The following is a 13,905-nucleotide window of genomic DNA, read 5'->3' as shown; positions in this document are numbered from 1 at the left end:
GCCATGCGCACACGGATAAAATTCTGCGGCATGACGCGGCCCGGCGACGTGCGCCTGGCCGTCGAGCTGGGCGTGGACGCGCTGGGCTTCGTGTTCGCCGCCGCCAGCCCGCGCCGGCTCGCGATCGAACAGCTGGAAGGCCTGCGCCAGGCGGTGCCGCCGCTGGTCGACGCGGTCGCCCTGTTCATGGACAACCCCGGCAGCGAGGTGGTGGCCGCGCTGCGCGTGCTCAAGCCGACCCTGCTGCAGTTCCATGGCGGCGAGGACGACGCCTTCTGCCGCAGCTTCGGCCTGCCTTTCATCAAGGTGGTGCCCATGGGGCAGGGCGCGGACGATGCGGTGCTGGCGCGGAAACGCTACCCTTCGGCCAGTGCCTTCCTGCTCGACGGCCATGGCCCCGGCCAGCCCGGCGGTCGCGGCGAGCGCTTCGACTGGACCACCCTGCCACCCCTGGGACGCCCCGTCTTCCTGGCGGGCGGCCTGGTGCCGTCGAACGTGGGGCAGGCCATCCGCGCGGCGCGGCCCTATGCCGTGGACGTATCCAGTGGCATCGAAAGCGCGCCGGGCCTGAAGGACGGCGAAAAAATGCAGCAGTTCGTGGACGAGGTAAGACGTGCAGACCGCAATGCCCCGGAATGAGATCCCCGCCGCCGCCGACATCGCCGATTTCGGCGCCTGGCCCGATGCGGCCGGCCACTTCGGCCGCTACGGCGGCGTGTTCGTCTCCGAAACGCTGATCGGCCCGCTGCGCGAGCTTGAGGCCGCGTATGACCGCTACCGCGCCGACCCCGAGTTCCTGGCCGAGCTGCAGCACGACTACCGCCACTACGTCGGCCGCCCCAGCCCGATCTACCACGCCGCGCGGCTGAGCCAGCACGTCGGCGGCGCCCGCATCCTGCTAAAGCGCGAGGACCTGAACCACACCGGTGCGCACAAGATCAACAACACCATCGGCCAGGCCATGCTGGCCAAGCGCATGGGCAAGACCCGCATCATCGCCGAGACCGGCGCCGGCCAGCACGGCGTGGCCAGCGCCACCGTGGCCGCGCGCCTGGGCCTGGAGTGCGTGGTGTACATGGGCGCCACCGACATCGAACGGCAGGCGCCCAACGTGTTCCGGATGAAGCTGCTGGGCGCCACCGTGGTTCCGGTCACCTCGGGCTCGAAGACGCTCAAGGACGCGCTCAACGAAGCCATGCGCGACTGGGTCACCAACGTGCACGACACCTTCTACATCATCGGCACCGTGGCCGGCCCGCATCCGTACCCGCGGCTGGTGCGCGACTTCAATGCGGTCGTCGGCACCGAGGCGCGCGCGCAGATGCTGGAGCAGTACGGCCGCCTGCCCGACGCCATCACGGCCTGCGTCGGCGGCGGCAGCAACGCCATCGGCATGTTCCACCCCTTCCTCAACGACCGCGACGTGCGCATCGTCGGCGCCGAGGCCGCCGGCGACGGCATCGCCACCGGCCGCCATGCCGCCTCGCTGTCGGCCGGCCGGCCGGGCGTGCTGCACGGCAACCGCACCTACGTGATCTGCGACGACGACGGCCAGATCACCGAGACCCACTCGATCTCCGCCGGCCTGGACTACCCCGGCGTCGGCCCCGAGCACGCCTTCCTCAAGGACACCGGCCGCGCCGAGTACGTGGGCATCACCGACGACGAGGCCATGGAGGCCTTCCACCTGCTGGCCCGGCAGGAAGGCATCCTCGCCGCACTGGAATCCAGCCACGCCGTGGCCCAGGCCATCAAGCTCGCCCGCGACCTGCCGCGCGACGCCCTGGTCCTGTGCAACCTTTCGGGCCGCGGCGACAAGGACATCTTCACCATCGCGCGCCGCGAGGGGATCGAGCTTTGATTGTTTTGCCGCGGATTTGCGCGGATGGACGCGGATAAGAGCGGATAAATCCGATTGCGCCTAGGGTCTGGGCGTTCCGGACGCCGCGATCCTTATTTGTCTCCGCGCCACTGCGTACGATCCCCTCACCTTCGTCCAACCGTCTTCATCCGTCCGAAATCCGCTTTTGAATCCGCGTCCATCCGCGCAAATCCGTGGCCAAAAAACAATGACCCGCATAGATTCCAGGTTCGCCCAGCTCAAGGCCGCCCGCCGCAAGGCGTTGGTTCCGTTCATCACCGCCGGTGATCCCTCGCTGGAGGCCACGGTGCCGGTGATGCATGCGCTGGTGCAGGCGGGGGCGGACGTGATCGAGCTCGGCGTGCCGTTCTCCGATCCGATGGCCGACGGGCCGGTGATCCAGCGCAGCTCCGAGCGCGCGATCGAGCGCGGCGCGGGGCTGCGCTACGTGCTCGAGGCCGTGGCCGACTTCCGCCGGCAGGATGCCGACACCCCGGTGGTGCTGATGGGTTATCTCAATCCGGTCGAGATGCGCGGTGCCGAGGCCTTCGCCCGCGTTGCCGCCGAAGCCGGGGTGGACGGCGTGCTGCTGGTCGACCTTCCGCCGGAAGAGGCCGGCCCGACCCGGGACGCCTTCAACGCCGCCGGCCTGCAGCTGATCTCGCTGGCCGCACCGACCACCACGCCGGACCGGCTGGCCCGCCTGGCCACCGAGTCGCAGGGTTACCTGTACTACGTGTCCTTCGCCGGCGTCACCGGCGGCGGCCAGCTCGACACCGGGGCCGTGCTGGAACGCGCGGGCCAACTGCGCGCACAGGCCACGGTGCCGGTGCTGGTGGGCTTCGGCATCCGCGACGCGGCCTCGGCCGCGGCCCTGGCCCCGGCCGCCGATGGCGTGGTGGTCGGCAGCGCCCTGGTGGACGCGCTCTCGGGCGCGACCAGCCCGGACGAGGCCGCCAAGCGCGCCCGGGCCTTCCTGACGCCGCTGCGCGCGGCCCTGGACGCCGTGACCTGAACCGCGGCCGGGCCGGGCTTCCCGCCCCGGCCTTTCGGGCTAAACTTCACGACCCGAACAAGACCGGTGGCTCGATGAGCTGGCTGACCAAACTGATGCCTTCCCGCATCCGCACCCAAGGCGGCGGCAAGCGTGCCGTGCCCGAGGGCCTGTGGGAAAAGTGCGACCGCTGCGGCGCCGCCCTCTACGGCCCCGAACTGGAAAAGAACCTGCGGGTCTGTCCCAAGTGCAGCCACCACATGAGCATCGGCGCCCGCGAGCGCCTGGTGGCCTTCCTGGATGACGACAGCGGCGAGGAAATCGGCGCGGCGCTGGGACCGGTGGACGCGCTCCACTTCAAGGACCAGAAGAAGTACGCCGACCGCATCAAGGCCGCGCAGAAGGCCACCGGCGAGCGCGACGCGCTGGTGGCCGTGCAGGGCCGGCTCAAGGGCCGCGACATCTGCGTGGCCGCCTTCGAGTTCCGCTACATGGGCGGTTCGATGGGCTCGGTGGTGGGCGAGAAGTTCACCCTGGCCGCCGAGCGCGCGCTCGAGATCGGCTGCCCACTGGTCTGCTTCTCGGCCACCGGCGGCGCCCGCATGCAGGAAGGCCTGTTCTCGCTGATGCAGATGGCCAAGACCTCGGCCGCGCTGGGTCGCCTGCGGGCGGCCGGGCTGCCGTTCGTCTCGGTGCTCACCCATCCCACCACCGGCGGCGTGTCCGCCTCGCTGGGCATGCTGGGCGACATCAACGTGGGCGAGCCGCATGCGCTGATCGGCTTCGCCGGGCCGCGCGTGATCGAGCAGACCGTGCGCGAGACCCTGCCCGAAGGCTTCCAGCGCTCGGAGTTCCTGGTCGAGCACGGCGCCGTGGACCTGATCATCGACCGCCGCCAGATGCGCGACAAGCTGTCGGCCCTGCTTGCCCTGATGATGCGCCAGCCGATGCCCGACGCCGACCCCGCGCCGACCGCCGCATGAGCAGCCGCAAGTATTTCGGCACCGACGGCATCCGCGGCCGGGTCGGTACGTGGCCCATCTCCGCCGATTTCATGCTGCGCCTGGGCGCGGCCGCCGGTCGCGTGCTGGTGGGCGAGGGCAGGGACCAGGCCACGGTGGTGATCGGCAAGGACACCCGCATTTCCGGCTACATGTTCGAGGCGGCGCTGGAGGCGGGCCTGGTGGCCGCGGGCGCCGACGTGCGCATGCTGGGCCCGATGCCCACGCCTGCGGTGGCCTACCTGACGCGCTCGCTGCGCGCCGACGCCGGCATCGTGATCAGCGCCTCGCACAACCCGCACTACGACAACGGCATCAAGTTCTTCTCGGCCCAGGGCGAGAAGCTGGCCGACGCGGTCGAGCTGGCGATCGAGGCCGAGCTGGAGCGCGACTTCAGCACCCAGCCTTCCGAGCGCCTGGGCAAGGCCTCGCGCGTCAATGATGCACTGGGCCGCTACGCCGAATTCTGCAAGTCCACCGTGGACGAGGACTTCAAGCTCGACGGCCTGCGGGTGGTACTCGACTGCGCCCACGGCGCCACCTACCAGGTCGCCCCGCGCGTGTTCACCGAGCTGGGCGCCGAGGTGGACGTGATCGGTGCCGAGCCCGACGGGCTGAACATCAACGATGGCGTCGGCTCCACCCATCCCGAGGCGCTGATGGCCCGCGTGCTGGAAACCGGCGCCGACCTCGGCATCGCCTTCGACGGCGACGGCGACCGCGTGCTGATGGTGGACGGGCAGGGCCGGCTGGTGGACGGCGACGGCCTGATCTACGTGCTGGCCCACCACTGGCACGCCAACGGCCGCCTGCGCGGCGCGGTGGTGGGCACGCTGATGACCAATTACGCAATGGAGCGTGCGCTGGGCGAGGCCGGCATCGGCTTCGTGCGCGCGCGCGTCGGCGACCGCTTCGTGCACCAGGCCCTGGTCGAGGGCGGCGGCGTGCTGGGCGGCGAAGCCTCCGGCCACCTGCTGTGCCTGGACCGCGCCGGCACCGGTGACGCCATTGTCAGCGCGCTGCAGGTGCTGGCCTCGCTGCGCTCGCAGGGCAAGTCGCTGGCGCAGGCGCTGCAGGGCTACCGCCCCTTGCCGCAGCAGACGATCAACGTGCGCGTGGCCGCCGGCGTGAAGCCGCTGGAGTCGGCCGCCGTGCAGGCCGCCCGCGCCGAGGCCGAACGTGCCCTGGTCGGCCGTGGCCGCCTCGTGCTGCGTCCCTCCGGCACCGAGCCGGTGGTTCGCGTCACCGTCGAGGCCGACGACGACCAGCTGATGCGGCAGGTGCTGGACCAGCTGGCCACCGTGGTGCGCGCCGCCGTTTGAGTCCGGTCAAGGCAGGCGCGGCGCGCCTGGCCTAGACTTCCCCCCAACCTGATCCCGGAATCCCGCCGTGACCGCCCGAATCCCCACTCTCGACATCCAGCGCTTCAGCCATCCCTCCAGCGCCGCCGACCGCGAGGCCTTCGTCGCCGAGCTGGGCGCGGCCTACCGGGAGTGGGGTTTCGCGGGCATCCGCAACCACGGCATCCCGCAGGCGCAGATCGACCGCGCCTACGACGTGTTCCAGCAGTTCTTCGCGCTGCCCGAGCAGACCAAGCGGCAATACCACGTGCCCGGCATCGGCGGCGCGCGCGGCTACACGCCGTTCGGCATCGAGACGGCCAAGGGCGCCAAGCACTTCGACCTCAAGGAGTTCTGGCACGTCGGCCGCGAGATCCCGCGCGACTCGAAGTATGCCGACGTGATGCCGCCCAACCTCTGGCCGGCCGAGGTGCCCGAGTTCAAGGAGGTGGCCTACGGCCTCTACCAGTCGCTGGATGAACTGGGATCGCGCGTGCTGTGCGCGCTGGCCCTGCACATCGGCCTGCCCGAGGACTACTTCGCCGACAAGACCAACTTCGGCAATTCCATCCTGCGGCCGATCCACTACCCGCCGATCACCGCCGACGACATTCCCAACGTGCGCGCCGGCGCGCACGAGGACATCAACTTCATCACCCTGCTGGTCGGCGCCAGCGCCGCCGGCCTGGAAGTGCGCTCGCGCGCGGGCGAGTGGGTGCCGTTCACCTCGGACGCCGACACCATCGTGGTCAACATCGGCGACATGCTTCAGCGCCTGAGCAACCACGTGTACCCGTCCACCACCCACCGCGTGGTGAATCCGCCGGGCGAGGCCGCGCGCAAGCCGCGCTACTCGACGCCGTACTTCCTGCACCCCAACCCGAACTTCCTGATCAAGACCCTGCCGGGCTGCGTCACGGCCGAAAATCCCGACCGGTACCCGACGCCCATCACCTCGCACGAGTACCTGATGGAGCGGCTGCGCGAGATCAAACTGGTCTGAGCCGGCGCCTCAATCGGCGTCGCGGAAGTCCTTCGAGCGCGAGCTGATCAGCGCCCGCGCCAGCGCGTCCGGCAGGTACTTCGACAGCGCCGCGATCAGCCGGTTGGCGCGGCCGGTGACGATGCGCGCCCGGCCCGATTCCACCGCGTCCACTCCCAGGCGGGCCACGTCATCGCTGCCCAGCCAGATGCCTTTGGGCAGCTTGGACACCTTCTCGCGCATGCCGTTGACGTCGTGGAATTCGGTGTAGGTCATGCCCGGGCACAGGGCAGTGACGTGCACGCCGTGCGGGCGCATCTCCTGGTCGAGCGATTCGGAAAAGCGGATCAGCCAGAGCTTGGTCGCGCCGTAGAGCGTGTGGCCGGCGGTGGCGGGCACCAGGCCGGCCAGCGAGGCCACGTTGAGGATGCGGCCATGGCGCGCCGCTTCCATCGCGGGCAGGTAGCGGTGGGTGAGTTCGGCCACCGAGGTCATCAGCACCTGCAGGAAGTCGGCGTGGGTCTTCCAGTCGGCCGACAGGTAGCGGCCCGGCACGCCGTAACCGGCGTTGTTGACCAGGGTGTCGACGAAGATCCCGCGCGCCTGGGTATCGGCGAACAACCGCGCCGGCGTGGCGGGATCGGCCAGGTCGGCGGCGATCACCACGCAGGGCACGCGGGCGGACAGCTCGGCGGCCAGTGCCTCGAGCCGGTCGGCGCGGCGCGCCACCAGCACCAGCGGCTTGCCGCGCCGGGCATACTCGCGGGCGATCGCGGCGCCGATGCCGCTGGAGGCGCCGGTGACGAGGGCGTGGCCGGATTTCGTGGACTGCGTCATGGTTCTGGGTTCCGGGCGTCTCGGCGGAGGGCCGACTTCGCGCCATTATCACCGCGCCTGCGGGCTAATCGAACCTGGCCTGGACCGGGCCTGCCGGACACAGGGGGTGTCATGGCTGTTTTCCACAGGCTCGGCGGGTACGCCGGGCTCTTGTTTGTTCTGGCGCTGTCGGGGCCGGTGCAGGCCGCGCCACTCAAGATTGCAGTAAGCGACGGCCCGGCGCCCGTTCCCGATGCCGTGGTCAGCCTGCATGCCGAGGCAGTGCCGCTGCAGGGCGGCGAGGCCGTCATGGACCAGCGCAATTCCGCCTTCGAACCGGGCGTGCTGGCCGTGCAGGTAGGTACCCGGGTCAGCTTCCCCAACAGCGACACCGTGCAGCACCAGGTCTATTCCTTCTCCGCGCCCAAGCCTTTCGAGCTGCCGCTGTATTCGGGCACGCCGCAGGCACCGGTGCTGTTCGACCGGCCGGGCGTGGTGGTGGTGGGCTGCAACATCCACGACTGGATGATCGGCTACATCGTGGTGCTGGAGACGCCGTACTTCGGCAAGACCGACGCCCAGGGCCGCGTCGCCGTCGCCGCGCCGCCCGGCAAGTACCGTTTGCGCGTGTGGCATGCGCGACAGAAGGCGCCCCTGGCTGACCGGGACGTGGTGATCGGCCCGGGCCAGGTCCCGGTGGATCTGAGCCTTGCCCTGGGCCCGGCGCCGCCGCTGCGGCAAGGCAGCGAACGCCTGCGCGCGCTGCAGGAAAAACTGCGCAGCCTCAAGCGGGACCCCTGATGCGTTCACGCCTGCAGACCAAGATCTTCCTGCTGCTGGTGCTGTTGGTGCTGGCGGCCCAGCTCGCCACGTTCGCGGTGGTGCACGTGGCCACCGAACGCAGCGTCAGCCGCCAGTTGGTGGAATCCCTGCAGTTGGGCGAGCGCGTGTGGCAGCGTTTCTACGACAACCGCAGCAGCCAGCTGCTGGAATCAGCGCTGGTGCTGGCCGACGACTTCGGCTTCAAGGCCGCGGCGGCCAGCGGCGACCGCGCCACGATGGAATCGGCACTGCGCAACCAGGCCAGCCGCATCGGCGCCGACGCCGCCCTGCTGCTGGGTCCGGAAGGTGATTTGCGCGCGGGCCTGGCCGGTGCCAATGCCCAGCGCCAGCTCGAGGCCATGGCGCCGCTGCTGCGGCAGGCGCGCGAGGACGGCTTCGCGGTGTCGGTGGTGGCGCTGGACGGTGAGCTGCACGTGGTCGCGCTGCTGCCGGTGATGGCGCCCGACCAGATCGCATGGGTGGCGCTGGGCTCGTCCTTCGGCGATGCCTATGCCGGCGACTACCGCGCGCTGACGGGCCTGGACGCCAGCTTCGTGCGGCGCGAGGGCGAGCGTCTCCGGGTCTATGGCTCCAGTCTGCCCGCGGCCGCGCGCACCTCGCTGGCCGGCACCGCGGGTGAACGCATCGAGGCCGACCAGCGCGTGCACGGGCTGGAGTTGGGCGGCAGCCAGTACTTCGTGCTTGCCCAGGCCCTGCCGGGTGACACCGCTGCGCCCGTGCTGGTGGTGCTGCAGGGGTCCCTGGACCGCGCCATGGCGCCGTACGCGTCGCTCAAGGGCCGCATCCTGCTGCTGTCGGGTCTCGCGGGCCTGCTGGCCCTGCTGGTGGCCGCGTATTTCGGGCGCAGCATCAGCCGGCCGGTCAGCCAGCTGTCCGAAGCCGCGCAGCGCATCCAGTCCGGCGACTACAGCCAGCCGATCCAGGCCGCCGGCAAGGACGAGATTTCTGGCCTGGCCAATGCCTTCGGCCACATGCAGCGCGGCATCGCGGCCCGCGAGGAACGCATCCTGCACCAGGCCAACCACGACGGCCTCACCGGCCTGCCCAACCGCGCCCATGCGCGCGACCGGCTCGAGCAGGCCATCGCGATCCGTCCTCCCGACGGCCACTGTTGCGCGGTGCTGATGCTGGACCTGGACCGCTTCAAGGAAATCAACGACACCCTGGGCCACGGCTTCGGCGACCAGGTGCTGAAGGAAGTGGGCAAGCGCCTGCGCCAGGCCGTGCGCAGCGAGGACATGGTGGCGCGGCTGGGCGGCGACGAATTCATGGTGCTGATGCAGGACGTGGAGCGCGACCATGCCGTGCGGCGCGCGCAGTCGCTGCTCGAGCACCTGCGGCTGCCGCTGGACCTGCCCAGCACCCGCATCAACCTGGACTGCAGCATCGGCATGGTGCTGCATCCCGACCACGGCGACGACGCCCAGACCCTGCTGCGACGCGCCGACATCGCGCTGTACGACGCCAAGCAGGCGCGCACCGGGGTGGCGGTGTACCAGCCCGGCCGCGACGAGGTGCACCTGCGCCAGCTCACCCTGATGGGCGACCTGCGGCAGTCGATCGCGCGCGGCGAGCTGGGCCTGAAGTTCCAGCCCAAGGTGGACCTGGCCAGCCGCCAGGTGCGCCACGTCGAGGCCCTGCTGCGGTGGACCCACGCCCAGCTTGGTTCGGTGCCGCCGGACGAGTTCATCCCGCTGGCCGAGCGCTCCGGCTTCGTGCACGAGCTGACCCGTTTCGTGCTTGATTCGGCGCTGCGGGAAAACCAGCGCTGGCGCGCCCAGGGCCTGGACCTGGGCATGGCGATCAATCTCTCGGCCATGGACCTGATGGACGCGGACCTGCCCGACTTCATCCAGGACTGCCTGAGGCGGCACCAGGTGCCGCCGACCCGGCTGATCCTGGAAGTGACCGAAAGCGCCCTGATGCGGGACGTCGACTACGCGGTGCGCATGTTGCACCGGCTTCGCGCCGGCGGCATCCGGCTGTCCATCGACGATTTCGGCACCGGCTATTCGTCGCTGGCCCAGCTCAAGCGCATGCCGGTGGACGAGATCAAGATCGACAAGAGCTTCGTGATGCAGATGACCGAAGGCAGCGACGACGCGGTGATCGTGCGCTCGACCATCGAGCTGGGCCACAACATGGGTCTTTCGGTGATCGCCGAGGGCGTCGAGACCGACATCAGCCTGGACCTGCTCAAGCGCTACCGCTGCGACATGGTGCAGGGTTACCTGTTCAGCGCGCCGCTGGAGGGCGGGGCGCTGGTGGACTGGTGCCGCGATTTTTCCGGGGTCGGGGCTTGAAGGGCGGGGCGGCTTGTGGTCTTTTTCCGGCCATGGTCCGGGTCAGGCATTCCATCCTCCTCGTTCTCATGCTGATGTTCGCGCCCGCGCTGGCCGCGGCGGGCGAGGGCAGGCTGCTGGCCACCGGCGGCGCCAGCCAGGTCGAGGGCGCGGCCGGCGGCGGCATCGTGCCCTGGGCCGTGCTGGCGGGCTATGGCACGCGCGACGAAAACGGCGGCACCGCCTTCTACACCCGCGTGGATACCGGCGACTACGCGCTGGACGCCTATGGCGCCGCGTGGACTTTCCGCAATCGGCTGGAGCTGTCCATCGCCCGGCAGCGCTTCGACCTGGGCGCCCTGCAGGACCGGCTGTCGCTGCCCTGGGACGCGCTGGAGCAGGACATCTTCGGCGCCAAGCTGCGCCTGCACGGCGACCTCGTCTACGGCGGCTGGCCGCAGCTGAGCCTGGGCGTGCAGCGCAAGCGCCTGCGCGACGGCGCGCTGCCGTTGGCCGTGGGCGCACGCGACGACCAAGGCACGGATGTCTACGTGAGTGCCAGCAAGCTGTTCCTTGATGCGGCCGGCGGTTACCAGCTGCTGCTCAACGCCACCCTGCGCTCGACCCGAGCCAACCAGGCCGGCCTGCTGGGCTTCGGCGGCGACCGCGATGGCGGCCGTTCGCTGGTCTGGGAGGGCTCGGCGGCGGTGATGCTCGATCCCCGCTGGGCGGTGGGCGTGGAGTATCGCCAGAAGCCCGACAACCTGGGTTTCGCCGCCGAGGACGACTGGCGCGATGCCTTCGTGGCGTGGTTCCCGAACAAGCATGTGGCCGTGGTGGCCGCCTGGGCCGACCTGGGCGACATCGCCGGCCTGCGCCAACAGCGCGGCGCCTATCTTTCGCTGCAGCTGAGCTACTGAAGGGTCCCGGCATGCGCCTGCGCCACCTCGTCCTGACCGTCCTGCTGGTGGCCCTGGCTGCCTGCGCCAGCACGCCGCGCCAGACCCTGTACCAGCAATTCGGCGAACGCGCAGGCATCGAGGCACTGGTCGAGGAACTGCTGGTGCGCGTGCTCGAAGACCCGCGCATCAACGAAGGTTTCGCCGAGGTGGACCTGGTCAACCTCAATGACCGCCTGGTCGAGCAGATTTGCGTGGAGGTGGGCGGCCCCTGCACCTACACCGGCAAGACCATGGCCGAATCGCACGCCACGCTGGCGGTGACCGAGGCCGATTTCAACGCGCTGGTGGAAGACCTGGTGGACGCGATGGACGCGCGCGGCATCCCGCGACGGGCCCAGAACCGGCTGCTGGTGCGGCTGGCACCGATGCACCGCGACATCGTCAGCCCCTAGCCGGGCGCGGTATCCTTGGCGCCTGAGCCAGAGGACACCGACATGCGCCAGAAGATCGTCGCCGGCAACTGGAAACTCCACGGGGACCGCGCCTTCGCGCGGCAGCTGCTCGATGCGGTAGCCTCCGCCCCGGCCGCAGCGGGCGTCGAAATCGCCATCCTGCCGCCCTTGCCCTACCTGGCCGAGCTGGTCGCCGCCTACGGCCCGCGCGGCCTCGCCTTCGGGGCCCAGGACCTGGGGGTGAACGAGCAGGGTGCCTACACCGGCGAGACCTCGGGCCGGATGCTGCTGGACGTGGGTGCCCGCTACGCTCTGGTGGGCCATTCCGAGCGCCGCCAGTACCACGAGGAAAGCAGCCAGCTGGTGGCCGAGAAGTTCGTCGCGGCCCGTAAGGCCGGCCTGCGGCCGATCCTGTGCGTGGGCGAGACCCTGCACCAGCGCGAGGCCGGCCAGACCGAGTGGTGCATCCAGCGCCAGCTGGAGCCGGTGCTGGCCCTGGCGGGCATCGCCGCCTTCGCCGACGCGGTGCTGGCCTACGAGCCGGTCTGGGCCATCGGCACCGGCCGCACGGCCACGCCGGAGCAGGCCCAGGAGGTCCACGCCTTCATCCGTGGCGAACTCCGGGCCCACGATGCTAGAATCGCCGGCTCGCTGCCCCTGCTTTATGGCGGCAGCGTCAAACCCGCCAACGCGGCCGAGCTGTTTTCCCAGCCCGACGTCGATGGTGGCCTCATCGGGGGCGCGTCCCTCGTGGCCCAGGATTTCCTGGCAATCGTCGCCGCGGCGGCGAGGTAAACGAACACATCATGCTGCTCACCATCGTCAGTGTCATCTACGTGCTGGTCGCGATCGCCATGATCGTGCTCATCCTCATGCAGCGCGGCTCCGGTGCCGCCGCGGGCTCGGGCTTCGGTGCCGGCGCCTCGGCCACCGTGTTCGGCGCGCGCGGCTCGGCCAACTTCCTGTCCACAGCCACCAAGTGGCTGGCCGTCGTGTTCTTCCTGATGAGCCTGGGCATGGCCTGGAACGCCACCCGCACCATCGTCCACACCCCCGGTCAGGAAGACCTGGGCGTGATGTCGGACGTGCCGGCCGCGCCCGCCGCGCCGGAAGGCAAGGCCCCGACCTCCGACGTGCCGGTGATCCCGGTCGCGCCGACCAACGCCCCGGCCGACGCGCCGGTGGCCCCGGCCGTCGAACCGGCCGCCAGCAAGGCCGCGCCTGCGGCCGAAGCGACCCCGTCGGAAGCGGCCCCGGCCGAACCTGCGCCGGCCGCGGATGACGATCAGGGCAGCCAAGGCGGCTGATCGGCTGGTACAATTTGACGCCTCCTTTCCGGGCTTCCGGAAACGAGGCACACCTGCCCGGGTGGCGGAATTGGTAGACGCACTACCTTGAGGTGGTAGCGACGTAAGTCGTGGGGGTTCGAGTCCCCCCTCGGGCACCAACTTGTTGTACGGGCTGCCGCCCGGCGAAGCTGGAGCGGCGGCACGAACGCGCCCACGGGCGCAAGGGTGAGGAAGCGCGCGTGCTGGGCGAATATCTGCCGATCCTGCTGTTCCTGTTCGTGTCCACCGGCCTGGGCATCGTCCTGTTGGTGATGGGCTGGGCCCTGGGCCCCAAGCGGCCCACCAGCGAAAAACTCTCTCCCTACGAATGCGGCTTCGAGGCCTTCGAGGACGCGCGCATGCAGTTCGACGTGCGCTACTACCTCATCGCCATCCAGTTCATCATCTTCGACCTGGAAATCGCCTTCGTTTTCCCGTGGGCGGTCAATTTCCGCAACCTCGGCATCGTCGGCCTCACCGAGATGGGCATCTTCATCGGCCTGCTGGTGCTGGGCTTCATCTACGTCTGGAAGAAGGGAGCCCTGGAATGGGAGTGACCTCGGCGATCGCGCGCGTGATGAACAACCCCGAGCCGATCGGCTCGGTGGACGACATCCTTCGCCCCGAAGGCGACAACCCGCTGCTCGAGCGCGGCTTCGTCACCACCAGCGTGGACACCCTGGTGAACTGGGCCCGCACCGGCTCGATGTGGCCGATGACCTTCGGCCTGGCCTGCTGCGCGGTCGAGATGATGCACGCCGGCGCCTCGCGCCTGGACCTGGACCGCTACGGCGTGATCTTCCGCCCCTCGCCGCGCCAGTCCGACGTGATGATCGTGGCCGGCACCCTGGTCAACAAGATGGCCCCGGCGCTGCGCAAGGTCTACGACCAGATGCCCGATCCGAAGTGGGTGATCTCGATGGGCAGCTGCGCCAACGGCGGCGGCTATTACCACTATTCGTATTCGGTGGTGCGCGGCTGCGATCGCGTGGTGCCGGTGGACATCTACGTGCCCGGCTGCCCGCCGACCGCCGAGGCGCTGATCTACGGGATCCTGCAGCTGCAGAAGAAGATCCGCCGCACCAACACCATCGCCCGCTAAGG

The 13,905-nt window shown here is 70.0% G+C and carries 15 protein-coding genes and 1 tRNA gene; 15 read left to right on the top strand and 1 reads right to left on the bottom strand.

Going from position 1 to position 13,905, the window contains the following annotated elements; translation table 11 throughout:
• Nucleotides 1-3: 3 nt before the first annotated feature.
• The 6 genes from ACOQFR_RS14235 (at nucleotide 4) to ACOQFR_RS14210 (ending at nucleotide 6,199) form a co-directional block, all read left to right on the top strand.
• Nucleotides 4-639 (top strand): phosphoribosylanthranilate isomerase, encoded by a 636-nt coding sequence (locus ACOQFR_RS14235; RefSeq protein WP_421383008.1) that lies wholly within the window; start codon nucleotides 4-6, stop codon nucleotides 637-639.
• A complete protein-coding gene (gene trpB, locus ACOQFR_RS14230) occupies nucleotides 626-1,861 on the top strand; it encodes a tryptophan synthase subunit beta (RefSeq protein ID WP_421383006.1) in 1,236 nt (411 codons plus the stop codon). Before ACOQFR_RS14235 ends, trpB begins: the two co-directional genes overlap by 14 nt.
• A gap of 208 nt (nucleotides 1,862-2,069) precedes the next feature.
• Nucleotides 2,070-2,876 carry a tryptophan synthase subunit alpha gene (trpA, locus tag ACOQFR_RS14225; protein WP_421383004.1) on the top strand — a complete coding sequence of 269 codons (807 nt, stop codon included), beginning with the start codon at nucleotides 2,070-2,072 and terminating at the stop codon, nucleotides 2,874-2,876.
• A gap of 74 nt (nucleotides 2,877-2,950) precedes the next feature.
• Nucleotides 2,951-3,838 (top strand): acetyl-CoA carboxylase, carboxyltransferase subunit beta, encoded by an 888-nt coding sequence (gene accD / locus ACOQFR_RS14220; RefSeq protein WP_421383002.1) that lies wholly within the window; start codon nucleotides 2,951-2,953, stop codon nucleotides 3,836-3,838.
• Nucleotides 3,835-5,178, top strand: coding sequence for a phosphoglucosamine mutase (gene glmM / locus ACOQFR_RS14215; protein ID WP_421383000.1), 1,344 nt, complete (start codon nucleotides 3,835-3,837; stop codon nucleotides 5,176-5,178). The genes accD and glmM overlap by 4 nt, the downstream gene beginning before the upstream one ends.
• Nucleotides 5,179-5,245: 67 nt before the next feature.
• Nucleotides 5,246-6,199 carry an isopenicillin N synthase family dioxygenase gene (locus ACOQFR_RS14210; protein WP_421382998.1) on the top strand — a complete coding sequence of 318 codons (954 nt, stop codon included), beginning with the start codon at nucleotides 5,246-5,248 and terminating at the stop codon, nucleotides 6,197-6,199.
• 9 nt (nucleotides 6,200-6,208) lie between these two features.
• Here ACOQFR_RS14210 and ACOQFR_RS14205 read toward each other — a convergent pair whose 3' ends face one another.
• The gene (locus tag ACOQFR_RS14205) at nucleotides 6,209-7,015 is read right to left on the bottom strand and encodes an SDR family NAD(P)-dependent oxidoreductase (RefSeq protein ID WP_421382996.1); all 807 of its coding nucleotides are present in this window, start codon (nucleotides 7,013-7,015) and stop codon (nucleotides 6,209-6,211) included.
• 111 nt (nucleotides 7,016-7,126) lie between these two features.
• Between ACOQFR_RS14205 and ACOQFR_RS14200 the strand changes: the two genes are divergently transcribed.
• The 9 genes from ACOQFR_RS14200 (at nucleotide 7,127) to ACOQFR_RS14160 (ending at nucleotide 13,903) form a co-directional block, all read left to right on the top strand.
• The gene (locus ACOQFR_RS14200) at nucleotides 7,127-7,795 is read left to right on the top strand and encodes a methylamine utilization protein (RefSeq protein WP_421382994.1); all 669 of its coding nucleotides are present in this window, start codon (nucleotides 7,127-7,129) and stop codon (nucleotides 7,793-7,795) included.
• Entirely contained in the window at nucleotides 7,795-10,140 is a 2,346-nt protein-coding gene (locus tag ACOQFR_RS14195; RefSeq protein WP_421382992.1) for a putative bifunctional diguanylate cyclase/phosphodiesterase, read from the top strand. Before ACOQFR_RS14200 ends, ACOQFR_RS14195 begins: the two co-directional genes overlap by 1 nt.
• A gap of 32 nt (nucleotides 10,141-10,172) precedes the next feature.
• Complete coding sequence (locus tag ACOQFR_RS14190; protein ID WP_421382990.1) at nucleotides 10,173-11,039, top strand: DUF3034 family protein; 867 nt, start codon at nucleotides 10,173-10,175, stop codon at nucleotides 11,037-11,039.
• Between the two features lie 11 nt (nucleotides 11,040-11,050).
• Nucleotides 11,051-11,473, top strand: coding sequence for a group I truncated hemoglobin (locus ACOQFR_RS14185; protein WP_421382988.1), 423 nt, complete (start codon nucleotides 11,051-11,053; stop codon nucleotides 11,471-11,473).
• Between the two features lie 42 nt (nucleotides 11,474-11,515).
• Nucleotides 11,516-12,268, top strand: coding sequence for a triose-phosphate isomerase (gene tpiA / locus ACOQFR_RS14180; RefSeq protein WP_421382986.1), 753 nt, complete (start codon nucleotides 11,516-11,518; stop codon nucleotides 12,266-12,268).
• A gap of 11 nt (nucleotides 12,269-12,279) precedes the next feature.
• Nucleotides 12,280-12,780 (top strand): preprotein translocase subunit SecG, encoded by a 501-nt coding sequence (gene secG / locus ACOQFR_RS14175; RefSeq protein WP_421382984.1) that lies wholly within the window; start codon nucleotides 12,280-12,282, stop codon nucleotides 12,778-12,780.
• Nucleotides 12,781-12,835: 55 nt separating this feature from the next.
• Nucleotides 12,836-12,920: transfer RNA gene (locus tag ACOQFR_RS14170), tRNA-Leu, on the top strand.
• 81 nt (nucleotides 12,921-13,001) lie between these two features.
• Complete coding sequence (locus ACOQFR_RS14165; RefSeq protein WP_421382982.1) at nucleotides 13,002-13,358, top strand: NADH-quinone oxidoreductase subunit A; 357 nt, start codon at nucleotides 13,002-13,004, stop codon at nucleotides 13,356-13,358.
• A complete protein-coding gene (locus ACOQFR_RS14160) occupies nucleotides 13,349-13,903 on the top strand; it encodes a NuoB/complex I 20 kDa subunit family protein (protein WP_421382980.1) in 555 nt (184 codons plus the stop codon). The genes ACOQFR_RS14165 and ACOQFR_RS14160 overlap by 10 nt, the downstream gene beginning before the upstream one ends.
• The last annotated feature ends 2 nt before the right edge of the window (nucleotides 13,904-13,905 follow it).

This window comes from Arenimonas sp. MALMAid1274, from assembly GCF_049195245.1.
In the GTDB taxonomy this organism is placed as follows: Bacteria; Pseudomonadota; Gammaproteobacteria; order Xanthomonadales; family Xanthomonadaceae; genus Arenimonas.
Note: the sequence above shows the minus strand (reverse complement) of the source record. Positions and strands in the feature narration are given on the sequence as shown.